Origin of the sequence: Amycolatopsis sp. H20-H5, from assembly GCF_035828755.1 — a bacterium.
Lineage (GTDB): Bacteria > Actinomycetota > Actinomycetes > Mycobacteriales > Pseudonocardiaceae > Amycolatopsis.
This window is the reverse complement of sequence record NZ_JAYMZS010000008.1, coordinates 13,537-39,436: the sequence shown is the minus strand read 5'-3', so window position 1 is coordinate 39,436 and position 25,900 is coordinate 13,537. Positions and strand designations below refer to the sequence as shown.

Sequence of the window (25,900 nt, the reverse complement as noted above, 5' to 3'; positions counted from 1 at the left end):
AACCTCCGCGGCTGGCCTGCTCCAGTCGCGAGCGCGAGAAGCTCTTCGGCTTCGTCGCCGTCGATTTTGAGCGCGTCGATGACCAGGGCAACCTCGTCAGGCGTCGGCCTGCGTTCGCCGGTCTCCCGTCGTGACACGGTACCGGCGCTCTTGCCGATGTCGGCGCACAACTTGCGCTGCGAAACGCCGCGCGCATCCCGCGCTATGCGGATCGCCTCGCCGAGGGCAGGCAGTGGTTGCCTGGAGGTGATGCCAGCCATGCATCACATCGTAGAGCAGCGTGGTGCTCTCGGTTGACATCACCCAATCGAACCCTGCAAACACGCGTTCCAGCTGTTGACAGTGATGCGCATCGCTGGCATCGTCAAGGATCACGTGATGCGGTCCTCTGTGACAGTAGCGAGGAGGGGAACGATGCCGGTACTCCGATGGCGATCACGTCTCATCATCCCAGCCCGCACGCTCGACGGTGCGACCACGCAGGTGGTGGTCGGTGTGCTGGAAACAACCGAAGGACTGAAACGTGCGGTCTTGGTCGGACACGGCACTGACGTGGCACTACTGCCCCGACTGGCGATGGTCGAGCTGATCCACAGCACCACGATGACCTTGCAACAGAGCCTTCCCGAGGATCAGATATGACGATCACCCGCGACGATCATCAACCCCCGTCGACGCCGTTCGACTACCGCCTGGACTTCTCGCGAACGAATCGCTCCTGCCTGACGACCCCGCCCCCTGGTGGCAATGCGCGCTCATGGAGCCACCAGCCCAGGTGCGTCGCGTCCCGATCGGCTCGAAAAACCTAGCGCCACGACCACCCCGGGGGCCGGATCTCCCGGGGGCATGTGGCGGCGGGTCGATGCGGTTCGAGCGCCGGGGCCTGCGCCCCTCGATACCCCGGACGGTCTCCCGCGTCGGCCTGCCGCCACCACATGCCCGGCGGCGGGGACGGGCGAGCCTCCCCGACCTCGCCCGCCCCCGCTGCCGTTCCACCCCTGCACTGCACCGACGATGCCCAGGACCCGACATGACGCAGCCTGATCGCTTGTTTACCAGCCCCTTCACGTCCGGGGTGGATTACCGTGAGCACCTCGTCGCTGATGAGGCGTTCGCTGCATGGCGGAAAGACCCCACGGTGGCGATGGTCGCTGTGTGCGGGCACGCGGTCGACCTGTTGCCGACGACGAGCCCGGGTGGCCGGGCCTGCATCCGTTGCTTGCGGGCGTTGACCGCCGCGCCGGAACCTGGGATCGACCTGGGCGAGGTGCCCCGGGACGTGGCCGACCTGTGCGCCCTCGCGGGCATCCCCCGGCAGAGGGCACGGGCAAGCCACCGCCGGCACGGCACACTGCACCGGCTTTTGCACGGCCGTCTGTTGCACCACAGGGTGGCGTCATGACCCACCTCGCGATCGTTCTCGAACCCGAGGACGAGGCGGCGTTCGCCGCTGCCGAAGCCCGAGCCGTCGCCGACGGGTTTGAGATGTCCCCCCGACATGCATGGCGTCAGGTTCTGCTTGCGCAAGGTCGGCACTTACACCGACGCGCTAGTGATGGGAATGAGCGGAAGATACCGGCCGCCCTTCGCGTTCGCGGCGCGCACCACGACCGGCTTTGGCGACGACGAACCAGCCCGCGAGATTCGTCACCAGAACGGACCGGTTTCGGGCCTACGGGTGATCGACGTCGTTTTGAGGTGTCCTGATGACGAGTGACGAACCGCGCGACCTCGACTGGGCGCTGGCGAACCTGCCGACGTCCGCCGTACTGGCCGATAAAGGATACCGGCGGGACTGGGCATTGCGCGTCACGGCCGACTACCTCGCCAGCACCACGTCAGTCGGTACATTGGCTCGAAAGCACGGACTGCACCTGTCGACCGCGCTTCGGTTGATCCGCTCGACCGGTACGGACATTCGCCGAACCGGGCGGCCACCCGAGGACCGGACGCCTTCGGAGACGGACGCGAAAGCCAGCTCCGAGGCAGATGTCAAGCTGCGCGACTTGGCTGGGGTCAATGACGCCGCTGACACAACCCAGCAGGACGAACTTGCTTGCGCAGGGACAGCGATGCAGCCGCGTAGGGGGGTGGCCGATAGCACACCCTCCACCCCCGTACGCGTCGTCCCGGCGGGCGCGACTTCCCGGCCAGTGCAGTTCGGTCCGCGGGTCGCCCCGCAGGCGGCGCAGGCTCCGGCCACCCAGTACCCGGTGACCACTCAGCACGCCGAAGCATTCGCCAACGCTGTCGGGGACGCTCTGCGAGCACGCCGAGAAGCGCTGCGGTGGACCCGCAAGGACCTGATCGCCCAAGGGAACCTGGACGTCAGCGTTCAGACACTGACGACGTACGAGCTGGGGACCAGGAACCTTCCGCTCAGCAGGCTTATTCAATGCTGCGGCGCGTTGGGCATCCGGCCCGGTGAATTGCTGGACAAGGCTTTCGACGCGATGGCCATCGGGTCACGGGCGGGGCTCAATCTGCGCGTCGACATGTCGGCCCTGGCGGCCACGACGAACCCTGCGTTGGCGCCGCTGCGGGACTGGGCGCGGTTGAGGATCGCCGCGGCCACGCCCAAAGCGAGAGTCAACATTCTGGTACCCGGAGCCGCGCTGCAACCGATGGCGGCGCAGTGCGGCCTGACGGTGGAGGAACTCATGGCGACACTGCGCGCGGACACACACGACGACATGGAGGTGGGCACGTGAGTAGCAACCACCAGGTGGGTGTCGACGATAACGTGAACGCGCTGCGGCCCGGGATACCGAACCATCGATTGCCTACACACCAGTGTTTCCTGCTCGCCGCCCGTCATGCGACGCAACCGTGGAAGAAAGACGGGTATCTGATCCTCACGACGAAACCGCGTTTCCATGCCCGGCAGACGTCCACATCGGCCGGGCGTCATGCGCGATTGATCGTTGGGGCGGCTGGTGTGCGCGATCCGGGAGCGTGCGCTCGCCACCGACATCGAGATCGAGACGTCCGGCACCATCGCGCCCACGGACATGATCACGTCGGCGGCGACACGGTTCAACGTCTCGCCGAAGCTCGCGCATTCAGGGCTGCGCCACCATCAACGTATCCGCCCCGCGGTACTGCGTGGCCTCGCCGGCGGCGGGAACGTCATCTGGAAGTTCGTCGTCCAAGAACTCGACGATCTGGACGAGTTCCAGGAACTGGTCGACACCTACGGCCTTCACCCGGTGTGGGTCATGCCAGAAGGCACGGACAGCGCCACCGTCCTGACGCGGATGCGGATGCTGGCCGATCCCGTGTTGGCACGCCGCTGGAACCTGTCGACCCGGCTCCACACGCTGCTGTGGGAGGACAACCGTGGCCGCCGACGTCACCACGACCGAGTTCACCGGCCAGAAGTTCACCGCCGGGCGTTTGCTCGCCACCCCAGACATCCCCCAACGACAGGCGGTCCACGATGAGCGAACTCGACACCCCGGCCACCGGCCCCCGCGTCCGGGCCTACGCCCTCATCGGGCAGAACGACCGCCTGCTCCTCATCGAGTACCCAGACCACGATGAGCTACCCGGCGGTGCTGTCCGTGCCGGAGAACCCGTCGAGCAGGCGCTCCGCAGGTCCCTGTTCGATCAGCTCGGCGCGACCATCGCCGAGCTGGACTTCTGCACCGTCGTCGAACACGGCACCAGTAAACCCGGCGTGCCCCCTACCTCCGAGGTGACCTTCCTGTTCGACGTGACGCTCACCGCCCCCGACCTCACCGCAGAATCGTCACCTCAGCCACATCGGTGGGCCGACGAGCACGAACTCTCGCCGCTTCGTCCCCACGCGGTCCGAGACGAGTTGATCGCGGGCACGCTGTCGGCGGAACACCCCTGGCGGGCATGGACGCTGTGAACCCATCGGAACACACGGCAGCCCTGGCGGAGTTCCCCGCGCTGCAACGCCTCATCGACCTGCGGGACGCGGGCTGGATCTTCCTGCCCACCCTGGACGCAGGCGGCACGGTCATCGAAGTCCACAGCGTCCGCACGTGGCCGGGAGGGTGGGCGGATGCCCTGCGCGTGCGCTACACCACCGACGCTCGCGGCCTGCGCACCGACCACACCGGGGGCATCACCTGGCAACAGGACGGCACGCTCGACGAGATCGTCGACGAGCTGATCACGCTGCCTCCGCCCAGCGATCGACTCGCACCGCGCCTCGTGGTCGCACAGACCTCGATGCTCCGCATCGCCTGACCACCCTTGCCGCACGTCAGCAACAACTCGAGAGGGGGACCATGTCGCCGCCTGACCTTACTTCCGCTCTGACCGCCGCCCACGCCGCGATCGACCTCGCGGTGGAGCACGTGCTTCACCACCCTCCACGCGAGATCCGCTACAAGGGCGACCGCGAACCGGTGTCGGAGGTGGACGAGAACGTCGAGCATCTGGTCCGCCAGCGCCTCACAAGCACCGGCAGTGATGACGTCGGATTCCTCGGCGAGGAGACGGGAACGACCGGAAACCGTGAAACCTACTGGGTGCTCGACCCCATCGACGGCACGATCAACCACCAGCACGGCAACCCGCTATGCGCGATCGCACTCGGCCTGGTCCACCGCGAACAACCGGTTCTCGGGGTCACCGCTCTGCCCTTCCTCGGCCATCGCTACTCGGCCACCGACGGCCACGGAGCGTTCCGCGACGACGAGCCGATCACGTCGTCGAGCACTACCAGGCTTAACGAAGCCCTGATCGGGTTCAGCGACTACGGCAGCGGCCCCGACGCTGGCTTGCGCGACGTGCTGTGCGCGTCCGTGGATCACGCGATCACCGCACGCGCGCAGGGGCTTCGCCGGTACGGTTCCTCCGCGCTCGACCTGGTGTGGGTCGCCGACGGAACCCTCGACGCCTGCATTCTGCTCGGCAACCGCACCTGGGACACCGCAGCGGGCGCCGTCATCGCCCGTGAGGCCGGAGCCCTCGTTCTCGACTCCGACGCCAGCCCGCACTCCGTGCTCTCCCGCTGCGCGATCGCCACCAGCCCAGGACTGCGCGAGGAACTGATGCCCTTGCTGCATGTCCTGCGCGGCAGCCGGTTCTGGTCTGAGAGTGACCAGACCGGCGTAGGTAGTCGCATGAGCGCGTCGTCCGAAGACGAATTTCCGCCTGCTGCGGGCGACGGACCAAGTCCAGTACGGCCCTCACGTAGCGACGCTTCCGCACGGATATGAACACGCGCTATCCGAACAATCACCCATCACTAAGTGCAAGGAAACCGTTGTGCTACAAGCCGTATCGATACCAGCCGCCCTGCTCGCCGAACTGCGGATCTTCCACCGGCGCGGTCCGAACATGCTCGGCGACGACCTTCCTGGACTGCGTCTTCGCCGTTTAACCGGAGGCCGCAAAAACCGAGTTTTCGCCTGGGACGGCCCCGATGGTGAGGTCTGCCTCAAGCTGTACAGGGCCGACAATCGCGATCGCGCCGCCCGTGAGTATCAGGCCCTCGTCCATCTCGCTGAGTCGGGGATCACGGCCGCACCACAGCCGCTGTGGCACGACCCCGACCCGGAACTTCCTGCGGTCGCCATGACTATGCTGCCTGGTCGGGCGTTGCCCGACCTCGGCGAACCGGCCAGCGCACTGCGCGGTGTGGCCGGTGTTCTTTCCGAGTTGCGCACAGTCCAGGTTGGGCCGTTCACGAACACACCACGGATCGGCTCGGCGAAGGACGTCGTGCAACGGCTCATGGACACGTGGTCGGGCCAACTCGACGATCACGCCGACGACCCGCACACCTATGACATGCAGCTGCTACTGGATGCCTGGAGTGCACACGGCGACGCCGAGATACTCCTCGAACCGGCCCCAAGGATCTTCTCCCGAGGCGACTCCAACTTGCTGAATTGGCTCTGGGACGGCACAGATGCCCGTGTGGTCGACTGGGAGTTCGCCGGCTACAGCGACACCGCCTACGACGCCGCGGAACTCGTCGAACATCTCAGTGCCCGCGCCATTGACGACGCCTGGTGGATCTCATTGCTGCCTGACCTCGGTATCAACGACGAGAACCGCTGCCGGCGGTTCCTCGCCGCTCAGCGCACCGTCGCACTGCGCTGGCTCAGCGTGCTGTGGAAGCGTCGCGACGACCGAGCCGACGAGTTCGACGCCCAGCACGCACGCGTGCGTGACCTGATGACCCACGACTTCGTTTAAGGAGGACCGTTGTCCCATGGGCACTCCTTCCCGTGGATGGAACCCACCGGGGCAACACCGCAAATACCAGGCCAGTCGAAGACTAACTCCGTTCCCGCAACGAGCAATCCCGCTCTCGCCGACAGTGAGTCGCTGACTAAGTACCTCCCGCGCATAGGTGACCTTTTCGATCCTCCACCGCGCGAAGCAGTCGATGTGAAGGCCGAGCGCGCCGCTGCCGCCAGGGCGCTGCGAGTTCAACAAGAAGCCAGCCGTGACCTCATGAATCGGGTCCTGAAAGGACTCCGAAAACTGTGAAAGGAAAAAAAGTAGCCATGAATGAGAACAATGACACCACAGCTGTCGAACCGGTATGGGCAGTCGATCTCGCGTCCGTGCCGTGGACGGCCTACGAGGACGAACATCTTCCGAGCGGTGACTTGGCCGCCCAGCTCAAAATCGTGAACCCCAACCTCTTCTACGCGAAATTCCCTCCCGGCTTCACCGCGCCGGTGCACAGCCACCCCTTCGCCACGACCTACTACGTCACCCAAGGAAGGATCCGGTTCGGCGACGAAGGCTGGATCAGTGCGGGCCAGTTCCGCGGGGTACACGCAGGACACGCTTACGGCCCCGAGGAAGCCGACCCGGAACGCGGCTGCGAGTTCATCCTCTGGTCGACCGGGCCGATCTCGGTCGACTGGGCCTCGTAGTTGTCCACGTCGCGCACTCACTCGCGCTCGTGACCTGACGGCGCGGGCAGACCCCTTGTGGCCATGGAGACGTCGTCGGCAAACGATTCTACGGCCTGCGCGATCTCCAGCGCAGGACAGAATCGCGCGCGAACGCCTCGACGACCTCAACACGCGACGCCGTGCGCTCGACCCCGAAGCCACCAATGTATTGCACCTGCCGAATCTGTGGCACGACGACCTCGACGAGGTCGACCCCGCACTGGAATTCGACACGACAACACCGCTCCCAACCGATTGTGACCCACCCACCTGGTGACCGAAAGCTCTCGCCGGCCGGGCAAAGCCGGCAAGCACCTTGTCCAACCTCGGACAGGCCCGACCGTGGCGATCTCGCGAAAGCACCAGGTGAAGCGAGGAGCAAAACATGACCGTCAGGTCAGCAACAACAGGCGCCTGGATCGCGCCCGGCCCGGACGAACTGCCCGACCTACGACTTCATATGCGCGAGCAAATGCTGCACCCCATACAGCAGGCCGCCTTCACGATGCGCGTCATCGGCGGGTCGAGCCCGTTGTTCCCGTTGGTCAGCGGTCCGCCGTCGCGTACGGTTGCCGCCCAGGAGGAAGCGGGTCGCGTCCTGGCCCTCAGAGAGCATCGTCGCTTGGGCGAGGCGGAGCTGTTCTGGGTGGATGCGGACATGACCTCGCTCGCGCTCGCCGCCGCGGCCACCCCCTGCGCCGAGTCGGTCATGGCGCGCCGGATGCCCGCCGAAGCCGGGCTGATGCTGTTCGCTCAACCCATCGGAAACGTCGACTACCCGTTCGCCGAGACAATGGCAGGTCCGTTCTTCACACCGTTCCTGGTATTGATGCCGACCACCGTGTCGTCTTCCCGGTCGTGGCCGTGTCCTGGTCGAGTTGGACTCTTGCCGATCTCGCCCCTTTCGATGCTGCAGGTCGGTCGACCTCGGCCGCAGCCCGACCCGGACGACGGCGGCCAGTAGTGCCACATCGTCTACACAGCCTGGCAGCTGATGAGCCAGATAGGCAACGCCCAGCTCACCGAAACCGACACCGTTTCGCGCCCCCGCCCAGCCCAGAAACGCGACCCACGAGGCCAGATCACCGGCACCGGCACAGTCCAACTCGTCCGGGTACACACCCGCCACCGGCCTTCAACGCAGGCCAGCGCAGAGGACGTGGCGGGATCCCACGGCCGCCGCGCACCACAGTGGAACCGCCGCTGGCGCTTGCGCCCCGACCGGCGCAACACCTGCCTCAACCCTCGGGCACACGCCGAGGCTGGCTGTGAGCACGAGGAACGGGTCGTGCCAGCCCACATCAAGGGCTCTGCGGACAAGCCTTTCGTGGTCGGCAATCGAGTCCACGTGTGGGACACCCCCGCCGCCGGAACTCTGAACCGCGCGGCGGCCAGCCTGCCGCAGCCTCTGGAAACGCGCCGCACCGAGCAACCGGACCGTCTACCCCTGAGAGCCCCCATGCCGCACCCACTTCCATATGACTCAAACAACGACGCAGCCGCCCAGGAATACGTACGGAACGCCTTGGCACTGTCCCACCGGGGCAATTGGGAAGCTTTGCTGGCCGACGGCCGTGTCTCGCAGACCTATCGCGCGCTGACGACCCTCGTAGCCAGCTCCGGCCGGAGGTCGGTACGCCGCCGCGACGGAATCAGACTTGCCGAATGCCAGCGCGACGCTGGCCTGCTCACAGCTGTCGAGTACGCCGAGAGGTACCGCGAGTACACCCACTGGCGTGAACGCGCCAACCTGTTCAACACCGTCTTGCACCAGTACCTCGACATGACAGCCGACCGGGTCCGCCAGGTCCGTCGCGACACCGTCGTGGAATCGCTGCGGTACGCGCTGCTTACCTTGGCGATAGCCGTCGATGACCACCGCCAAGCGCACGCCGGAGAGGAGTCGCTGGCCGACACCGCTCTATGGGCTCGGCTGCGCCTGCTCTCGTGGCCTACCGCAGGTGACACCAGCTACCGGCTCGCGGAGGCGGTGGCTGCTGAACGCGGCCGTCGAGGCGCGGCCCGTCGCATCAAGGACGGTTCCATCCAGCTCGGAGGGTCGCAGTTCTCCGGCGAAACCGTGGACGTCGCCGACCTGCTCCTGGAGATCACCGATCACGCCCAGCCCTCCTGCGACCGCGCCCAGCTTGTCGAGCGGTGGAGACAGCGGACTCCGGACCTGCTGGAATCTACAGCCGCGAAGACAGCAGCAAGGAGACAGAAAGGCTGTTACAGCACCCAGCGGCTCCGTAGATCGCTCACCTTCCTGGAGTCGCTGGGCATGGTCGCCCGTACCGCAGACGACGCTAGATCCGAGGTCACGGTTCTCAACCGGGCCGGCCTGCTCGCATTACGTCGGCAGTGGGATAGAGAACACTTCGCACTCGACAACGTCGAACTGTGAGCAAACTCTGGTCGTCCACGAGAGGTGGAACCGTGCCGCGCGAATCAGGGCGACGGCTACCGGCGGAACCCACGATGGCGATCGCGCGGAGGGATGTTGCCGAACTCCTCGAACCACCCCTCGGCCTCGTCCCATGCGAGCTGCATCCGGTCGCTGAGCAGACCTTCGTAGTCCTTGTCCTGGAACAGGACGTCCTGCAGGGTGTCCCAGTCGTAGTCAGATCGCGAGGCCGGGAGATCGGACTCCAAGTCGGCGACGAGTTCGTGTTCGTCGTGGTAGAGCCGCTCGGCGTCCTGGATCGCCAGGTCGAGCGCGATCTCCTCGGCCGTGCAGGTCGGTGTGGGATACCGCCCGACCTGGAGATCCGAGTTGAGGTCGTCGAAGGCGCGGGCGTAGCGGCGCAGGAACCACTCGTCCTGGTCAGTGACGCAGGGCAGCACCGCACCCAACGGGCCGGGCGCTCCGTCGCGGCTCATCCTCGTCCGGTAGACGTAGTCGTATGCCTCGTCGGCGAGGAGGGCCAGCGCGTGACCGAGCACCGCGGCCGTCCGCGGCGTCACAGTCACTGGGAGGCAGATCTCGCACCCGGCGTCCGCGCATTCTGGGCATTCGCCGCAGTCGTCGCGACACGTCCCGCACACCTCGCACCGGCCGGGACAGTTGGTCGTCGGGAACAGCAGAAAGCCGCCGTCGCCGGCCGTCGGGAGTTGCCTGGCCACACGCGGGGCCTCGGGATCATCAGTCGCAGCGGTCAGGACAGGCAGCAACGCGGAGATCGTCTTCCGTGCCGAGACGGATGCGCCTCTCAGCACCGCTTCCAGGTGCCGCTCGGCGGTGACCTGGTGCAGCAGCACGCCATTGAGTGCCGACGCCAGCACGGTGGCCGACGGGGCGTCGAGCAAGCTGACCAGGGCCTCGGCTTCGGGACCATCACCGCCGTCGACGATGGCCAATACCGCGTGGGCGTCCGGCGCGTACTGGGGCACGAACGCCAGATAGGACCGGCTTGTACTGGACATCGAGCTCCTCAGCGACGGTGAAAGCAGATCCTACGATCTGGAGTCTTCGCTGGCGGACACACCTCGCACGTGTCACGGTGACGAGTGAAGTCCGGATCAACGGTGCAGCGTCCGAGCTACGCGCACGACGCCCGCGTTAAAGTCGGGTCCACTATGAGCCGAACTCGCGAGATCCAGGTGCTCACGTGCAATGTCCAGCGAGCCAGCGTTGCGAGGGTTCGTCGGCAAGCCGCGTGGTTGGTTGATTGTGGTGCTGATGTCCTTATTCTGACTGAGGTGTCGGCAGGGGAGTCAGGCGGCGAACTGGCTAAGGTGCTTGCGGACGACGGCTTCGGGGTGGCGCTTCCGAAGCCGTCTGAGAATGATCGATATCGAGTGCTTGTGGCGGGCCGAGGCGTCGAGCTGGCAAGTGTCGACGTGGGTGCTGGCTCAATGGGGCATCGCTGTGTCGCCGCACGGGTCGCTCTACCGGCGGGTGAGATCGGTGTTACCGGCCTCTACGTACCCTCACGAGGCCCGGCAGCTCGCCGCAACCAAGACAAACGCGCTTTTCAAGAACGAGTCATGACCGTGCTGCCAACTATCGAAGCGGCACTTGACGTGCCTGGGCCTGTCGTGATTAGCGGCGATCTCAACGTTCTGGAACCAGCCCACGATCCACGCTATCCAGTATTCGGCGAATGGGAATACGACTTTTATCGTGCATTTGGCCGGGCGGGATTCGACGATGCGTTTCGCATCACAGAGCCGACCGCTATGGACTACTCGTGGTTTGGTCGGCCTTCGGCGGACGGTACACGTAACGGGTACCGGTTCGACCACACCTTCGTGAGCCGAGCGCACCGTACTGCGGTGCTCGCCTGCCGATACGACCATTCGGTGCGAACGGACGGACTGACCGACCACTCCGCTATGACTTTGGCACTCGACCTGACCAGCGCGGCCGCGTGAGCCCTCCGTGTCGACGTGACGAGGGGCGGCGTGTGCTTCGCGAGTTGAGACCGGGGCGCTGCTAGGGTCCGCCACGCGCCCTCGGGCGTCGGCAAACGTCGCTGCCGGGAGCAGTGACTCGAACTGAGCGCGAACGTGGCGGAGGGCTTCGAAGATGACGGTGGCAGGTCAGGATCCGCGCGATGTGGTGCACGACCTGGTAGCAGGTGTGACCCCCCTCGACGAACACGAGGTCCAGGACAGGGCAGCCACGGTGCAGTGGATCCGATCGGGCGCGCCGTTGTTCCGAATCGCTCGACCGGCTACGCCCGATAAACACCTGTGTGTCTATTTTGCCCTGTTGGATGACGCGCGACGTTCGGTCTTGCTAGTCGATCATGTGAAGGCGGGGCTGTGGCTTTTCCCCGGCGGTCACGTTGACGACGGCGAGGACCCGCGTACGACGGTGCTGCGGGAAGCCGCCGAGGAGTTGCGGATCGACGGTGAGTTCCACTCACGATTCGGGGATGAGCCGCTGTTCCTGACGGTCACGAAGACACGCGGAGAGCACAGCCATACAGACGTGTCGTTCTGGTTCGTGCTGGCCGCCGATCAGGACATGCAGATCGTGGCGGACCCCCGAGAAGCGAACGATGTCCGCTGGTTCGCCCTGGATAACCCTGCGGAGTGGGCGCAAGACCGGTTCGATCCGCACATGGCGCGCTTCCGTGACAAGCTCTTGGCCCGCCTGGGCACCCCAGCTCTGGTTGGCTAGCCTCCCACCTTGAGCGGCCGTTGCTCACCAGGTGCCATGGCCGCTCGCCCCCGCACGGTCTGTACGCAGCCCGATGGTGGTGAGCAGGGCGGCATGATCGCTCAAGCCGTCACTTCGGGTGGTGTGATCGTACCCGCAAACTCGGATTTCCCCTGCACCAGTGCTGACGAGGCTGTGGTCGAGGCGTTGGTTGCCGAAGCGGGGGTTGAGCCAGCTGTGGTCGCCGCCGGCGGGGTTGAGTTCGCGGTAGGCATCGCGGAGGCCAAGCGCGAGCAGAGCGGTGTAAAAGGCGTAGTCGTGGTCTTCGAAGGCGGGAAGGTGCGGGCGGTGGTTGGGTTCGACGACATTGAGGTCGCCCACCACGCACAGCGTTGAATTGTTGATCTCGGCGAGGTAGTCGAGGAATTGACTCTGGAATTCGCGGCGGCGGTGGCTGCTTTCTGCGCTCATGCCGTTGGTGGGGCCGTAGAGACCCACGAGGCGCACAGTCGTGGCGTCGGTGGCGAGGTCAACCGCGCTGATACGAGGATCGAACCCGGCTGGCTGCACCGGAGTGGCCTTGACGACTCGGGTGGCGACGGCGGTGAAGTACCGGGTGTCTTTCCATCCTGGCGGGCACGTGGTGGTGAATCCCTCCGCGTCGAGAGCGGCCAGCATGTGGCGGCCTCCTTCGGAGGGCTGCATCTCAGTGAGCACCAGCGTGTTGCTCTTGGTCGCCAGCAGCCAGTTGACGATGCGTTGTGCGCGGCTCGGGTTGGGGCTGTTGACGTTGAGCGCGCACACGCGCAACTCATCGACTGGGCCATCCTCACTGGTCTCGCCCTCGGCAGAGGTGGCGCCGAACAGCATGCCCTGCCAAGCGTCGTCGTCGCTCACGGTGCCTCTACCTTCTCCTCGAGGGTTGCGGATTGACTCGCCGGGTCGAGGTCCGCGATAAGGCGTTGGATGCGGGTGATGGTGGTGGTGAGTTGGTCGGGGGTCAAGCGTTTGCTGGCGCGCTGTTCGCGTGATTCTTGAGCTGCGCCATAGACCCAGAAGAAGCCGCCTGCAGCGGCGTCGAGGATCAGGAACCGCTGTTTGGCGGACGGGCCGCGCACGAGCAGGGAGATGGTGTCGGCCTCGGCTTGGACGGTGTGCACGCTGGTGTAGTGCAGGGCGTAGGCCGAGCCAGGTTGTTCGAGCCGTTCGTGAATGGGGAGCAGGCTGTCGGGGTCGGTGTCCTCGTTGAACTGATCATCGCGGCCGAAGATGCGGTGGGTGTAGCCGCCTCGCAGGATGTGGCTGGCGAAGCTCCACCGATGGTTGTGGGGCCGGTCGAAGAATCCCGCCTGGTAGACATGCAGCCGGAGCCGGACATTGAGGTCGGCGGCGTCAAAGAGGACGAGCTTGTGCATGAAGTCGTAGCCTTCGCACATCTCGGCCAGGTGCGGGTCGTCGGCGACCTGCGCGACGAGCCCGGCGAGCAGGGCGGGCTCGTGGGCCAGTGCTTCGAACAGCGGTGTGCAGCCACGCAAGATCGACGTGGTGTCGTTCCAGTCGATCTGCCTAAGCTGGGTGAAGCTGGGGTGCGGCGGGCTTGTCATGGCTGAGTCACCGTCCACTGCGGGTTGTCGTCGAGGGCGTAGGGCGAGGCGTCCAGGAGCCTCTTGAGATGGGGATGCAGGCGGTAGAACTGGGTGCCAGCAGCAGTTTGTGGGGTGAGGTCGGGCAAGGTGCCCGTGGCCGCGACGTGCGCGGCCCCGGCGAGTAAGAGCCGGAGCTGGGTGGATTTCACTCGGGCTGCCAGCGTATGTGCGGGAGTGATCGGTACCGGGTGAGCTGCAATGACCTCTCCGGTGTCGACGATGGGCCGGGCCACGTGCAGGCTGCACACGACTGGCTGGTTGTTGAGTATTGCCCAGCCGACAGCGTCCATACCGCGGTGAGTGGGCAGGGCGCCGTTGTGGGCGTTGAGGACACCCAGCCTGGCGGCGCCAAGTACGTGGTCCGGAACCACTGGCATCCCGACCAGGAGAACGACGTCAGCGTCGGCGGCGCGGATCGCTGCTGCCACGTCGTCCCACGATTCGGCCGTGGTGGTGGGGACGTTGCTCGGCAGGCTGGGAGAGGCTGAATGGTCGGGCGGGGCGGGCGGGTACCAAGCGCTGGAGTAGTTCGACGATGCCGCTGGCCCGGTCTGCGGGGGCGTGTACCAACACACGGTCTGGATTGGTAGCCCTGCGGTGGTCGCTGCGGTCACCAGACGGCCGGTGCTGCGCGAACCAGAGCCTGCCAACACAGCGATCCGCGCCTGGCTCTCACCCGCGAGTCGACCTGGGCAGAGTGCCTCGTCGCTGGGGCCGGCGGGCTCGGCGAGGACGATGCGGTCGGCCAGGCGGCGCCGAAGCCGATCGGTGGCCTCACCGAGCAGACGCCCGACGGCGGCGACCTGACTGGTCAGGTTTGGCTCCCGCCCCACTCCGTCGGAGCGGTTGTGGTGTAGCCAGATAGCACCGGTGAGTTTGCACGCCGTGTTGAGGAAACGCAGGTCGCCACAGGATTGGGAGAGATCGACCCAACGCGCTGCCAGCGCAAGCCAGGTCGTGCCGAGGTCGGGGGTCAGGGCCGCGACCTGCGCGCGGACCGGCGGTCGGAACAGGCCGCTGGCTTCGATCCGGTGGAGGAGGACGGCGTCGGCCTCAGTCGGCGTGTCTTGCATGGCGACCGTGCCACCGTGAGTACCGGCGGTCGGTTCGGCGTGGTCGGCTGCGTGAAGTTGCCATAACTCAGCCAGGGTTGCCGGGGCGGCGTTGATCCTGCGCGCGGGGCCGACTTCCGGGAGTGCCAGCAGGTCGTCGAGCGTGAAGTCGCCGTCGACGTCGACTTGCACGGGGTGGCGCGCCACCCCGTGTCCGCGTGCGCTGGCTTGCTCGGCGGCGGGTGCGGCTGTCATCGGGCGACCACGGCGGACACCTTGGCGAGGGCATCGAGGTAGCCGGCCACGAGCGGCTCGTCGCCCTCGTAGCCCCACAGCGGGATCTTGATGAAGGTGTCGGCGAACCTTGCCACGCCCGGAAGTTCGGTGGTCGGCGGTGTGCTGGGTACCCACGGCGCGAAGGGATCACGGCGCGCGAACAGCGGCTCGGGGCTGATGTCGCGAGTCGAGCCGGGGGCGTCTACCTCAGCGGCGCCTTCGGCTTGGCACAGGGCAACGAACTCGTCGCGGGAGACCGAGGCGTTCTCGGGGTTGAATCGCAGCCCGAGCACGTATAGGCCGTGCTGCCCGTCTGCCTCGGGCACGACCGCAGGAGCGATCACCGGGTTGTCGGCCAGGCCCGCGGCAAACCGGGCGAGGACCGCGCGGCGGCGACGTTCGATGTCGACTGCGTTGTCGAGTTGGTGGACACCGATCGCGGCGCCCAGGGTGGTAATGCGGTGTTTGAGGCCCATCCCGGTGAAGGCATACGGGTAGTACTCGGAACTGGGGTCGATCTCCTTCTGGCAGCGCTTGTTGTAATGCCCGAACAGCAAAGCCAGCTCCCGGTAGCGGTCGTTGCCGGTGATAAGGACTCCGCCTTCGCCGGTGGTGATCGCCTTCTGGTTGGTGGAGAACACGGCCATGTCCCCGAACGTGCCGACCCGTCGCCCTTTCCACGACGCGAAATGCGCGTGCGAGCAGTCCTCCAGCAGCACCAAGTCATTGGTACGACAGAAATCGACGATCTCATCCATCGGACACGGGTTTCCCCACACGTGTGTGACGATGACCGCCCGGACCGCAGGTGTGAGTTTCTCTGCCAGAGTCGCGGCGGTGACGTTGCCGTAGCGGTCTGCGTCGGCGAAGCGGACCTCGATCCCGTCGTAGGCGAAGGGGGTGGCCGTGGCGAAGAAGGTGTAGGCCGGGGCGAGGACCGCGTCACCGGGTCGTAGTCCAGCGATGCGGCTCATGGCGTGGATGGCCGAGGTTCCGGACGCGAACGACACAGCGTGCGGCGCTCCGACGAAGCGGGCGAAGGCCGCCTCGAACTCCCCGATTACGCCAGAGGCGTCCCGGTCCGACAGGGATCGGTGTAGTTGTGCGCGAACCGCATCGTCGAGTTCGGGAGTGACGGCGGGCCACTGGTAGTGCGGCTGCGGAAGGTCCAGGGCTTTCGTTCCGCCATGCGCGGCGAGCGGGCTGGTCGTGGTCATCGTGCGGCTTCTCCGTTTCTCGTCGTAACCGCTATCGACACAGGTTCAAGCGGCGTCCGAAGCGCGGCCATGATCGGTGCGAGTCGCCGAGCGGTGGCGGGGATGGGCTCGTCAGGGTCGAGCTCCGCGGTGTGCCAGCCGTGCCGTTCGGCGAACGCCTGAAGGTTGACAGCGGTCTTGGTCTGGTAGTCGACAAAGGTGTCGCGGCCCAGGTCGTCGAGGTCGCCGTAGCTGGCGTGCATCCCCAGTTCGGCGGGCCGGAAATCCTGGCGGCGGTCGTACACCGCGCCAGCGTCGGCCTGCAGCAACATCACCGCGTCCGGCATCCGTACCCGGTCGAAGATCACGGCGAGATCGGGCTCGGTAAATCCTTGGAGGAGCAGCTTGGCGAAGAACTTGTACAACCAACCGTCGACGATGACATCGAACCCGGCATCGAGTAACGGCCCCACGACGGTCTCGGTATGCGCGGTGAACCACGCGGCCTGCAGCGACACCCAGAATGCATCGGAGAGGTCCGGGGCGTCGCCACTGCGCCAAAGCATGGTGGACAGGTGCTCCATCAGCGTGGCCGCGTAGGTCGACGTCGTAGAGATCTGCCGCCGCGAGACGAACGCGAACGAGCCGGCACACGCTTCCGTCGGGAGGTGTGCTGCGAGTCGGGCGACGGCGGTGTCGTAGTCGATGTCGGCGAGGTGGCGCGCGAGGGAGGTCTTGCCGACTCCGTCCGTCCCTTCCAGCGCGATGAAGCGGCCAGACACGTTCGCGGCTCCTCCCAGCAGTGACCGTGACCCAGGGAGGGCACGACCATCGATTGTGGTGACGGCGGATGAGCGAGGCAACACACCAGCTCCGGCATCCTGAAGGGCGCCTGGGGCGCCGGTGGAGGTCAGGTGCCACATGGGTCGTTCGCGTTGATCAGGCGCCACCCCTCGGCGTCACACCATCGAGTGAATTCGCGATCGAGTAGATGCCTGCTGGTTGCTGGCAGGGTCGGAAGCACGTGCTCGATTGTGAGCGACAGCGTCGTGGCCAGCTCGCCGACCGCCGTATCCAATAGGGTGAGCAGTGCCAGATCAAGACCAGGGTCGGGTACGTCTGGGCGGTAGGTATTGATGAGGTCGAGCATTCCGGTGAGCACTCGGAACGCGCCGTCTTTGAGCACGACCCGCGCGTTGCGCATGCGCCGTCGGGGCACGCCGTCGAGGATCTTCTCCAGGCTCTTGAGGGTGTAGTCGAGCGCGAAGTGGCGGTCGACCCACCTTTGCGCGCGGCGGGAACAGGCACTGATCCGCCAGTCCGCGAACTGTGCCTCGACCCGCCCCATCGCGGGATCCGCCGGACCGGCGAGCCCCTGGGATTGCACCGCGCGGGTGTACGGGGCGCCGATCAGGCACTCCATCGAGACCAGCATGTAGGAGATCTCGGTGTAGAACGGCCGCCCGGTCGCGTGCTCGGCCACGAAGTCCGGGTCGGTGACGCCGTCCACGATCTGTTCGATCGACAGCTCGGGCAGTGGACGCAGCAGCAGATCGATGCGGGCCTGGAAGGCGTGGCTTGCGGCGAGTTCGTCGGCGGTCATCAGGTGGTCGAAGGTGATGTAGGTGTACCGCGTCGGCAGCCCGAGGGCGGACAGGGTGCGGATCGCCAGGGCGTTTTGCTCGGCTGTGCTGTCCTTGGCGAACCGTTCCAGAATCGAGGTCACGCCGGACTCGACGCCGAACAGCATCCTGCGCAGGCCAGCGCCGAGCAGGCTGCGCCACATCGAGGCGCGCTCCAGGTGCCAGGCGCGATCGCGATCCGGCCGAACGACCTGGTCGATCCTGCACGAGGACTCCCACGTGAACCCCGCGCGGCTGATCGTGCTCGCGACGTCAAGAGCCCGGTTGACGGCATCCTCGCCGCGGCCGATGAACTCCTCGTCGACCACGTACAGGGTGCGCGAGATCGTCGGGTGCCGGTCAGCGACCTTGCCGATCTCGGCGAGCATCCAAGGCAGCCCGTCAGTGTTGCCGCCGGACCAGGAGCCCTTGTGCCCACGGGGACAGAACGAACAGTGGCTGGTGCACCCGCGGGAAATCTCCAACTGCGCCACACCGTTGCGCGCGAAGGTGGCGTCCAGCAGGTCGAGCTCGGGCAAGAAGGCATCCTGGCGCCGGTTCGGCTGCACCGCAGTGTGCCTCGGTCTGCTGCCGATCGCGATGGCCCTGCCGCGAGGTGCTCCGCGATAACCGATGCCGCGGATGCTCGCCAGCTCGCAGTCGCCGTGGAAGTGCGCCATGGCGTCAGCGATTGTCGGTTCGCCGGCTCCGCGGGCGATGAGCAGCCTCGGGTACTTCTCCAGCAGCATCGCCTCGTTGCGCACTGTCAAGCTGCCGCCTGCGAGCACCAGCGGCGGAACAGGCATCCGGCCCAGCCGGTCGAGCAGGTCGCTCATCAGGTCGTGCTGGCCGAACGTGGCCGAGATTCCCACGATGTCCGGGCGGTGATCATGGACCCACTGGGTGATGTCGTCTAGCGAGGAGCCCAGTTGCATGTCGATCAACCGTACTTGCCCCATCAGCGTTAGCCGGGCCGCTCGTGCAAGATCATGGATCGCCAACGAGAAACGAGGCAGGGGGAACCACTCCGGGTGGTAGAGCGACGTCAGCAGGACCTTCGGGCGTGCCAACCGGTCCGCGGCGTCACCTGATAACTCGGCGACGGACAGCCAGCGGTCCGGCTCGGCGAGATTCACCCGACCGCCCGTCCACCCCGGCCATTCACGCGAACTGTGCGGCTGTCCGGACAGGTCGGCGACCACCCAGCCGCCCAACGCTGCGGCCCGTTCGGCGAACAGGAGTCGACGATCCAGACCTCCCGTGAGACTGAACCTGCCAGGCACGACGTCCGCTACGAGCCTGCCCAGTCGGGTTAGATCGGTCTCGGGGACCTCAGGCAGCGCGGCCAGGATGTGGTCCGCGACGGCCCCATCCACCGAGGTGGCGCGAATTGCCTCGACAAGCTGGCCGTAGAACGGAGAATTCGCCGACCAGCCTGAGTTCGTCGAGGTGCTGATGTCGTGCAACGCGCGCATTTTGTGCTCCCCACCAGGAAGGGCCGTGGATACCTAGCACACCTGAACGAGGCCGTGGCCGACAAGCACGCCGGACACACCCGGACTGTCCCATCGTCCGCGCGCCCGTAACCTGCATCAACACAAGACCAGGCGTGCCAAGACGGGTAAGCTCTCGGACAGTATGGGACACCTTCCAGTCGGCCACCGAGATCGATGACATCGCCGACAGACGACATCGACCCGCTCGACGCAACCACGGTCGCCGACTTCGCCGAATGCCTACGAGCAGTGCGCCTCCGCGCGGGCAACCCGTCCTACCGGACCCTGCAACAGTGGGGCACACGCAACAAGATCGCACTCCCGCGCAGTACCGTCCAAGACGCTCTCGCCGGCCGCCGCTTGCCGCGCAAGACCCTCGTCCTCGGACTCGTTCGCGCCTGTGGCATCCCCACTAGCGATCGTCGCTGGGAGATCGCCTGGACCCGCCTTGCAGATCAGGCGAGCAAACCAACTCCACTACGGAGTGAACTCCAGCAGAATCTGACCCGCGATTTTGAGGCTGCGGGCCTTCTCCGGATCGGCGCAACGTACCTGGGCGAGCTGGAATGGAAGCAGCTTTTCGCCGAGGTCACCGAACTCGACATCGTCGTGGCCTACGGCCAGACCTGGCGCAACATGCACGCCCGAGAACTCGCGCAGGTGGCCGCTAGGCCGGATAGCCGAATCCGCGTCTTCCTGGCCGACCCTAACGACGAACTCACCCTCGCGATCCTGGCCGACCGCTTCGACTCCACTCCCAACGAACTGCGCTCTCGCATCACCGCCACCCACCGCGCGTACGAGACCCTCCGGCAGCCCCATGGCGCGCAGATCGAGGTGTACTACCGATCGGGTGATCGTGTCTTCAGCTTTTACCGGTTCGATGACATCGCCGTCGTCGGCCTCTACAGTCACTCCCGCGCCCGCGGGGCCGCTGTGCCGGTCTTCGTCTGCGCGCGCCCCGGCGAACTCTACGAGTTCATCCAGGACGAACTCGCCGTCATCCTCGACCAGAGCAGGCTGGCATGACCTCACCCCACGCCGATGACCACCTCGACCGTCCGCTGATCCCGACCCGACAGCTCGGCTCCACCGGCATCACCGTCCCCGCCGTCGGCATCGGCTGCTGGGCTATCGGCGGCCCCGATGACAACCTTGGGATGCCTATGGGCTGGTCCACCGGCGACGACGAGGCACGCTCCCTCGCTGGGCTGGAAACGGCCTGGCAGCACGGCGCCCGCCTCTACGACACCGCAGACGTCTACGGTCACGGCCGATCCGAGCGCCTTCTCGGCCAGTTGGTCGCGCTGGTCCCCCGGCGCGAGATCGTGCTCGCTTCCAAGGTGGGGTATTTCGCCGGAACCGCCGAGCACGGCTTCGAGCCTGGTCATATGCGCCGCCAACTCGAACAGTCACTGGACAACCTGCGCACCGACCATCTCGACATCTACGCCTTTCACCACCCCAACTTCGGTGCCGACGACCGTCGGCTGCACCCCGCGCTCAAGGCCATGCGAACATTCCGCGACGAGGGCCTTATCAAGGCCATCGGGATGCGCGGCCCCCATCGCTTCGCGCTGGATCGCCTCACCACTCCGCCCGACCAGCGCGGTGACAAAATCGCTCGCTTCCGCGCTCTGTTCGACATCGTGCGGCCCGACTTCCTGTCGATCCGAGACAACCTCTTGACCCCAGCATCCCGGTCGGAGGGCGTGTTCTCTTTCGCCGACGAACACAACGTTGGCATCCTGATCAGCAAGCCTCTTGGGCAAGGGCTGCTCACGGGGACCTACCGCTCGGATGTTCAACGCGCGTTCGGCACTGGAGACCACCGGTTACGCAAGCGGTGGTTCCAACCTGACGCCATCGCGATCATCAACGCCGGGCTCGATCGCGTGCGCGCGATTGTCGGCCCGCGCACCGAAGACCTCATCCGGGTCGCCTTATGGGGATGTCTTAACCGCTCGCCCAACGCCGTCGTGCTCGTGGGATTCACCACCCCTGATCAAGTCGAGATGAACGTTGGCTCACTCGGACTACGGCCAAGTGCCGACGAGATTGCAACAGCGCGGCAGATCATGGCCGACGTCCAGGAGCGTCTCGACGCTGCTGGCGAAACCGTCCTGGCTACGCCCACACCCTCCACTCCTCGCTGAACGACTGCCACGGATGCCGTCCGGAAGCGTGCTGGTCCATCAGTTGTGCGACGCCTTCAGCCGACATCGGGAGGTCTGCCATCTCGAGCAGTAGCCGCCGCTGCATCTCAGCCCAGCGCAGCTCGATGATTCGAGTGCCGCGGTGCGCGCGGAGCACGACCTCGTCCGGCTGGACGGTTTCCTGATCGCGAGGCAGTACCCACTCCGCGGCCAATCCGACATCGTCCAGTGCGGCCAACAGCGGCTCGCTGGACATCTTGACGAAGTACATGGCGTAGTCAGTGATCAGCCGTGCGCGCACGCGGGCGACAGCGGATAACTCGACCACGGAGGCATTGTCGGCGACCGCGCCACCAGGTCATCGCTGCGCGCGTAGACCAAGTGCCCGACATCAAGGATGCGAGCCCGTTTCACGGCCTGGAAGTGTGCTCGGCGGCCGTCCGGTCGATGAGTTCACGTTCTGACCACAGGCCGCTACCACTGGACACGTCTGTCGGTGTGAGCTGCTCGGGTTGGCAACTCGCGGGTAGGTATATACGTTCGTGACCGGCGGCTCCGCTACCTCCCCCCTCGGCGGGGCCGCCCCAGCCTCTCCGTTCCGCCAGCGTCCAGTTCAGCTGACATAGGCAGATCGCAGACCGCGGTACGAGACCCCCCGGCCAACGACCCGTACGTGCTGGGTTGATCACCCGAAGAGGCAGGGAGAGTGGCCTATCGGGCGGACGGCCGGTCCGGCGTCCGACCGCACCAACACCCGCCCCTCGGATCGGCGGCGAGGCCGCTGGACATCGTGACGAAGATGAGTGGTCCCTCTGCAGTCGAGCTGAGGTACCGCTTGCCGCCCAGCAACTCGTCGCCGCCTTCGGCGCCAGCGTTGTCGACTTCTCCATGCCGGTGTCGCTTCGGCTGGGCTTCACTGCACCGACGAGCTGGCGAGAACACCGCCGAAGGTCGGGATAGCCTGCCTCCGATTGCGGGAGAGTAGTTCGGCGTGTGGCTAATCAAGTTCGCTAAGGCTACGTATTGAAGTCGCGTGGCTACTGCCTGCGCCGACCTGCGCAGTTAGCTGTGACGTACGGCAACGGGCCGACACGTATAGGAGCCCCACCTCTTGGCGGTGTGTCGGCGGTTCGTGAAGACTGACCCCCAGGCGATCTCTGAAAATTGACCCCCTCCGATGCTAGGAGGGTGCTGAACGTGGAGGACTGGGCTGAGATCCGCCGTCTGCATCGTGCGGAGGGTGTGCCCATCAAGGAGATCGCCAGGCGGCTGGGTGTGGCCCGCAACACCGTGCGGGCGGCGTTGAGTTCGGATCGGCCGCCGAAGTACCAGCGAGCCGCTCGGGGTTCGGTGGCGGATGTGTTCGAGCCGCAGATCCGGGCGTTGCTGGCGGAGTGGCCGAAGATGCCCGCTCCGGTGATCGCGCAGAAGATCAGCTGGTCGCACTCGATGTCGCCGTTGAAGAAACGGCTGACGGCGATCCGGCCGGAGTATGTCGGCATCGACCCGGTCGACCGGATGGTCTACGAACCGGGGCAGATCACCCAATGCGACCTGTGGTTCCCGGAGCCGAGAATCCCGGTCGCGGCGGGGCAGGATCGGGTGTTGCCAGTGCTGGTGATGACGTTGGGGTTCTCGCGGTTCCTGACCGCCACGATGATCCCGTCGCGCCAGGCCGGGGACATCTTGTCGGGCATGTGGCAGTTGATCAACGGGATCGGGCGGGTGAGCAGGACGCTGGTCTGGGATCGCGAGTCCGCGATCGGCGGAACCGGACGGGTCAGCGCGCCGGCGGCGGCGTTCGCCGGGACGCTGGCGACGAAGATCTTGCTGGCGCCACCGCGGGATCCGGAGTTCAAAGGCATGGTCGAGCGCAACAATCAGTTCCTGGAAACGTCGTTTCTGCCCGGCCGGATCTTCACCTCGCCGACCGACTTCAACACCCAGCTCGGCGACTGGCTGGTCCGCGCCAACGCCCGCACGGTCCGCTCCCTCCAGGGGCGGCCGGTGGACCTGCTGGAGACCGATTATCTGGCGATGCTTCCACTGCCACCGGTGGCACCGCCGATCGGGCTGAACAACCGGATCCGGCTGGGCCGAGACTACTACGTCCGTGCCGACACCGTCGACTATTCGGTCGACCCGCGGGTGATCGGCAAGTTCGTCGACGTCACCGCCTCCGCGCGGGAGGTGACGGTGTTCTGCAATGGTGACGTTGTCGCACAACACGAGAGGTCGTGGGCCAAGCACGGTGTGATCACCGATCCCGCCCACCAGGCTATCGCAGCGAACCTGCGTAAAGCCTTTGCTGCAGAAAGGAAACAACGCACGGGAACAGACCGTCAGCACACCGACGGGCACGTCGTCGCACTGCGAGCGCTGCCCGACTACGACGCGCTGTTCGGCGTCGATTTCACTGCCCCTGCAACGAAAGCGAGCAACACGTGAGCGCCACCAAGACGAAACCCGAGTCTTCGGGGACGTCGCCGAAGGATGGTTTGCCATCGATGATTTCCTATCTGACTCGTGTCCTGAAAACCCCGACTATCGCCGCGTTCTGGGAGCAACTGGCGCAGCAGGCACGGGATGAGAACTGGTCGCACGAGGAGTATCTGGCCGCGTTGCTGCAACGCCAGGTCGCCGATCGTGAATCCAAAGGCACGGTGATGCGGATCCGCACCGCGCACTTCCCGGCGGTCAAGACGTTGGAGGACTTCAACCTCGACCACCTGCCATCGCTACGGCGGGATCTGTTGGCGCACTTGGCAACGAGCACATTCGTCGCCAAGGCGGAGAACGTGATCCTGCTCGGGCCGCCCGGTCTCGGCAAGACACACCTCGCGATCGGGCTGGGGGTCAAGGCGACCCAGGCCGGCCATTCGGTGCTGTTCGACACCGCCAGCAACTGGATCGCCCGCCTGGCCGCCGCTCACCAGGCCAACCGGCTGGAGGCGGAGTTGAAGAAGATCCGCCGCTACAAGCTGATCATCATCGACGAGGTCGGCTACATCCCGTTCGACCAGGACGCGGCGGACCTGTTCTTCCAGCTCGTCGCCTCCCGCTACGAACAGGGCTCCATCATGGTCACCTCGAACCTGCCCTTCGGGCGCTGGGGAGAGACCTTCTCCGACGACGTCGTCGCCGCGGCCATGATCGACCGGCTCGTCCACCACGCCGAGGTGCTCACCCTCACCGGCGACTCCTACCGGACCCGCCAACGCCGCAACCTGCTGACCAAAGACCAGCAAAACACCATCAACCAGGACTGACCCCAACCCAAGGGGGTCAAATTTCAGAGACCCACCGGGGGTCAAATTTGAAGAAGCGTTGACACGGTGGGGCTCCTATACGTGTTTCTTAGCACCCTGCAGGTCATCGACCCATCTCCTTCGCGAAATAGGCGGCCGCTTTCCACAGAATCTCCTTCTCCACTTCCAGTTCCGCCACCCGCTTACGCAGTGCCCGCAGCTCGTCCTGGTCGGTGACGGCCGACCCGCCGGCCGGTTGTGCCGCCTGCTTGTCGGCGGTCTTGACCCAGTTGCGCAGGGTCTCGTGGTTTACGCCCAGGTCACGAGCGACCTGGCGCAGCGGACGGTCAGAGGTGCGAACCAACTCGACTGCGTCCTTGCGGAACTGCTCGGGATACTTCGACGAACGTGGCACCAGGACATCCCTCCCCAGACCACTGTCTGGGCTCAGAGTGTCCGGTCCAAGGGGGGAACCTCAGTGTTACGCAAGTGGCGCGAAGCTGGCAGTAAGGACGCGGCATGACCTCTACGGCAGCACCACGACGTTAACCGGCAGGCCAAGCGTCTGCGGGTAACGCGTGATGCAGTCAGTTACTAGGTTGCGAAGTGTCGTCTCGATCTCGGTCACGGATGACGTGCTAGTGACAGCCCTCTGTTCAAGCACGCGTAGACAACGTTCTGCGGGGTCGTGCTCGCCGCTGACCCAATAATTCCGTCGGGTTTCACTGAGTGCCTGAAAATCCTCTCCTTTCGCGACATCAACACATCGGAAACCAGGCGTATCTCCGTTGAAACCAATCAGGCTCATGCGAAACCCCTCGGTCGCGTGTACGCGCATGGTCTGCACGGTCATGTCAAATAACTTATTCAGAGCGGCGTCAAGCTCAGTTTCATTGGTAGCTACCGACACGAAGTGGTCAAAAAACGACAACTTGTCACTCATGAAACGACCGGTTACCGCAAAGGCGAGCCGGGAGTTGGCTTGGCGCACCTTTTGAATCGAGTCATCAGCCGTCTTGGTTCCAGTCTTGTCGGAAGTTGACAAGCTGTCGGATGCAACGACGATTTCCTGACCGTTGTGAACGGCTACGACAATGCTCATTGCTCAATAATAACATGGAGCGAATGTTCGACGGGTGACGCTGAGACCGCAAGCCAATGTACCGAAGTTCTGGGAAATCCGAGAGGTCGCAAATCTACCGCTC

At 65.6% G+C, this 25,900-nt stretch carries 29 protein-coding genes; 18 read left to right on the top strand and 11 right to left on the bottom strand.

Annotation, left to right across the window (positions count from 1 at the left end):
* Window positions 1-260 (bottom strand): helix-turn-helix domain-containing protein (locus QMK34_RS06390; protein ID WP_326412511.1); only part of this gene is annotated, 260 nt, incomplete at its 3' end.
* Between the two features lie 154 nt (window positions 261-414).
* On the opposite strand from QMK34_RS06390, the gene QMK34_RS06385 reads away from it, so the two are divergent.
* The 12 genes from QMK34_RS06385 to QMK34_RS06330 all read left to right on the top strand — a co-directional run bounded on the left by QMK34_RS06385 (window position 415) and on the right by QMK34_RS06330 (window position 9,300).
* The gene (locus QMK34_RS06385) at window positions 415-642 is read left to right on the top strand and encodes a hypothetical protein (protein WP_326412509.1); all 228 of its coding nucleotides are present in this window, start codon (window positions 415-417) and stop codon (window positions 640-642) included.
* A 388-nt stretch (window positions 643-1,030) separates the two neighbouring features.
* Window positions 1,031-1,402 carry a hypothetical protein gene (locus tag QMK34_RS06380; protein ID WP_326412507.1) on the top strand — a complete coding sequence of 124 codons (372 nt, stop codon included), beginning with the start codon at window positions 1,031-1,033 and terminating at the stop codon, window positions 1,400-1,402.
* Between the two features lie 117 nt (window positions 1,403-1,519).
* Window positions 1,520-1,717 carry a hypothetical protein gene (locus QMK34_RS06375; protein WP_326412505.1) on the top strand — a complete coding sequence of 66 codons (198 nt, stop codon included), beginning with the start codon at window positions 1,520-1,522 and terminating at the stop codon, window positions 1,715-1,717.
* Complete coding sequence (locus tag QMK34_RS06370) at window positions 1,707-2,711, top strand: helix-turn-helix domain-containing protein (RefSeq protein ID WP_326412503.1); 1,005 nt, start codon at window positions 1,707-1,709, stop codon at window positions 2,709-2,711. Before QMK34_RS06375 ends, QMK34_RS06370 begins: the two co-directional genes overlap by 11 nt.
* A gap of 213 nt (window positions 2,712-2,924) precedes the next feature.
* Window positions 2,925-3,443: a hypothetical protein gene (locus QMK34_RS06365; RefSeq protein WP_326412501.1), complete on the top strand. Its 519-nt coding sequence runs from the start codon at window positions 2,925-2,927 to the stop codon at window positions 3,441-3,443.
* Window positions 3,440-3,877 (top strand): NUDIX hydrolase, encoded by a 438-nt coding sequence (locus tag QMK34_RS06360; protein ID WP_326412499.1) that lies wholly within the window; start codon window positions 3,440-3,442, stop codon window positions 3,875-3,877. The genes QMK34_RS06365 and QMK34_RS06360 overlap by 4 nt, the downstream gene beginning before the upstream one ends.
* Entirely contained in the window at window positions 3,865-4,221 is a 357-nt protein-coding gene (locus tag QMK34_RS06355) for a hypothetical protein (RefSeq protein WP_326412497.1), read from the top strand. The genes QMK34_RS06360 and QMK34_RS06355 overlap by 13 nt, the downstream gene beginning before the upstream one ends.
* A gap of 41 nt (window positions 4,222-4,262) precedes the next feature.
* The gene (locus QMK34_RS06350; RefSeq protein ID WP_326412495.1) at window positions 4,263-5,198 is read left to right on the top strand and encodes an inositol monophosphatase family protein; all 936 of its coding nucleotides are present in this window, start codon (window positions 4,263-4,265) and stop codon (window positions 5,196-5,198) included.
* Between the two features lie 49 nt (window positions 5,199-5,247).
* Window positions 5,248-6,183, top strand: coding sequence for an aminoglycoside phosphotransferase family protein (locus QMK34_RS06345; protein WP_326412493.1), 936 nt, complete (start codon window positions 5,248-5,250; stop codon window positions 6,181-6,183).
* A 314-nt stretch (window positions 6,184-6,497) separates the two neighbouring features.
* On the top strand, window positions 6,498-6,875 hold the full coding sequence (locus tag QMK34_RS06340) for a cupin domain-containing protein (protein WP_326412491.1): 378 nt from the start codon (window positions 6,498-6,500) through the stop codon (window positions 6,873-6,875).
* A 406-nt stretch (window positions 6,876-7,281) separates the two neighbouring features.
* Window positions 7,282-7,860, top strand: a complete 579-nt coding sequence (locus tag QMK34_RS06335) for a hypothetical protein (protein WP_326412489.1) — start codon at window positions 7,282-7,284, stop codon at window positions 7,858-7,860.
* A 561-nt stretch (window positions 7,861-8,421) separates the two neighbouring features.
* Window positions 8,422-9,300, top strand: a complete 879-nt coding sequence (locus QMK34_RS06330) for a hypothetical protein (RefSeq protein ID WP_326412487.1) — start codon at window positions 8,422-8,424, stop codon at window positions 9,298-9,300.
* Window positions 9,301-9,356: 56 nt separating this feature from the next.
* Here QMK34_RS06330 and QMK34_RS06325 read toward each other — a convergent pair whose 3' ends face one another.
* Complete coding sequence (locus QMK34_RS06325; RefSeq protein ID WP_326412485.1) at window positions 9,357-10,319, bottom strand: hypothetical protein; 963 nt, start codon at window positions 10,317-10,319, stop codon at window positions 9,357-9,359.
* Window positions 10,320-10,472: 153 nt separating this feature from the next.
* Here QMK34_RS06325 and QMK34_RS06320 point away from each other — a divergent pair, with 153 nt between their 5' ends.
* Both QMK34_RS06320 and QMK34_RS06315 read left to right on the top strand, forming a co-directional pair.
* Window positions 10,473-11,270 (top strand): endonuclease/exonuclease/phosphatase family protein, encoded by a 798-nt coding sequence (locus QMK34_RS06320; RefSeq protein WP_326412483.1) that lies wholly within the window; start codon window positions 10,473-10,475, stop codon window positions 11,268-11,270.
* Window positions 11,271-11,424: 154 nt separating this feature from the next.
* Window positions 11,425-12,024, top strand: coding sequence for an NUDIX hydrolase (locus QMK34_RS06315; RefSeq protein ID WP_326412481.1), 600 nt, complete (start codon window positions 11,425-11,427; stop codon window positions 12,022-12,024).
* A 24-nt stretch (window positions 12,025-12,048) separates the two neighbouring features.
* On the opposite strand, the gene QMK34_RS06310 is transcribed toward QMK34_RS06315, so the two are convergent.
* From QMK34_RS06310 to QMK34_RS06285, 6 genes are read right to left on the bottom strand one after another with little or no spacing between them, the layout of a single operon-like run.
* On the bottom strand, window positions 12,049-12,900 hold the full coding sequence (locus tag QMK34_RS06310; protein ID WP_326412479.1) for an endonuclease/exonuclease/phosphatase family protein: 852 nt from the start codon (window positions 12,898-12,900) through the stop codon (window positions 12,049-12,051).
* On the bottom strand, window positions 12,897-13,607 hold the full coding sequence (locus QMK34_RS06305) for a hypothetical protein (protein WP_326412477.1): 711 nt from the start codon (window positions 13,605-13,607) through the stop codon (window positions 12,897-12,899). The genes QMK34_RS06310 and QMK34_RS06305 overlap by 4 nt, the downstream gene beginning before the upstream one ends.
* On the bottom strand, window positions 13,604-14,956 hold the full coding sequence (locus tag QMK34_RS06300) for a formyltransferase family protein (protein WP_326412476.1): 1,353 nt from the start codon (window positions 14,954-14,956) through the stop codon (window positions 13,604-13,606). The genes QMK34_RS06305 and QMK34_RS06300 overlap by 4 nt, the downstream gene beginning before the upstream one ends.
* The gene (locus QMK34_RS06295; protein ID WP_326412475.1) at window positions 14,953-16,194 is read right to left on the bottom strand and encodes a DegT/DnrJ/EryC1/StrS family aminotransferase; all 1,242 of its coding nucleotides are present in this window, start codon (window positions 16,192-16,194) and stop codon (window positions 14,953-14,955) included. Before QMK34_RS06295 ends, QMK34_RS06300 begins: the two co-directional genes overlap by 4 nt.
* Window positions 16,191-17,096 (bottom strand): hypothetical protein, encoded by a 906-nt coding sequence (locus tag QMK34_RS06290; RefSeq protein ID WP_326412473.1) that lies wholly within the window; start codon window positions 17,094-17,096, stop codon window positions 16,191-16,193. The genes QMK34_RS06295 and QMK34_RS06290 overlap by 4 nt, the downstream gene beginning before the upstream one ends.
* Window positions 17,084-19,270, bottom strand: coding sequence for a B12-binding domain-containing radical SAM protein (locus QMK34_RS06285; RefSeq protein WP_326412471.1), 2,187 nt, complete (start codon window positions 19,268-19,270; stop codon window positions 17,084-17,086). Before QMK34_RS06285 ends, QMK34_RS06290 begins: the two co-directional genes overlap by 13 nt.
* Before the next feature lie 195 nt (window positions 19,271-19,465).
* Here QMK34_RS06285 and QMK34_RS06280 point away from each other — a divergent pair, with 195 nt between their 5' ends.
* Both QMK34_RS06280 and QMK34_RS06275 read left to right on the top strand, forming a co-directional pair.
* A complete protein-coding gene (locus QMK34_RS06280; RefSeq protein ID WP_326412469.1) occupies window positions 19,466-20,320 on the top strand; it encodes a hypothetical protein in 855 nt (284 codons plus the stop codon).
* Entirely contained in the window at window positions 20,317-21,447 is a 1,131-nt protein-coding gene (locus QMK34_RS06275; RefSeq protein ID WP_326412467.1) for an aldo/keto reductase, read from the top strand. The genes QMK34_RS06280 and QMK34_RS06275 overlap by 4 nt, the downstream gene beginning before the upstream one ends.
* Here QMK34_RS06275 and QMK34_RS06270 read toward each other — a convergent pair.
* Window positions 21,419-21,775 carry a hypothetical protein gene (locus QMK34_RS06270; protein ID WP_326412465.1) on the bottom strand — a complete coding sequence of 119 codons (357 nt, stop codon included), beginning with the start codon at window positions 21,773-21,775 and terminating at the stop codon, window positions 21,419-21,421. The genes QMK34_RS06275 and QMK34_RS06270 overlap by 29 nt on opposite strands.
* A gap of 860 nt (window positions 21,776-22,635) precedes the next feature.
* Between QMK34_RS06270 and istA the strand changes: the two genes are divergently transcribed.
* Window positions 22,636-23,895: an IS21 family transposase gene (gene istA, locus QMK34_RS06265; protein WP_326412463.1), complete on the top strand. Its 1,260-nt coding sequence runs from the start codon at window positions 22,636-22,638 to the stop codon at window positions 23,893-23,895.
* 59 nt (window positions 23,896-23,954) lie between these two features.
* A complete protein-coding gene (gene istB, locus QMK34_RS06260) occupies window positions 23,955-24,716 on the top strand; it encodes an IS21-like element helper ATPase IstB (RefSeq protein ID WP_326412461.1) in 762 nt (253 codons plus the stop codon).
* Window positions 24,717-24,819: 103 nt separating this feature from the next.
* On the opposite strand, the gene QMK34_RS06255 is transcribed toward istB, so the two are convergent.
* On the bottom strand, window positions 24,820-25,110 hold the full coding sequence (locus QMK34_RS06255; RefSeq protein ID WP_326412459.1) for a transposase: 291 nt from the start codon (window positions 25,108-25,110) through the stop codon (window positions 24,820-24,822).
* A 111-nt stretch (window positions 25,111-25,221) separates the two neighbouring features.
* Window positions 25,222-25,797, bottom strand: coding sequence for a hypothetical protein (locus QMK34_RS06250; protein WP_326412457.1), 576 nt, complete (start codon window positions 25,795-25,797; stop codon window positions 25,222-25,224).
* Between the last annotated feature and the right edge of the window lie 103 nt (window positions 25,798-25,900).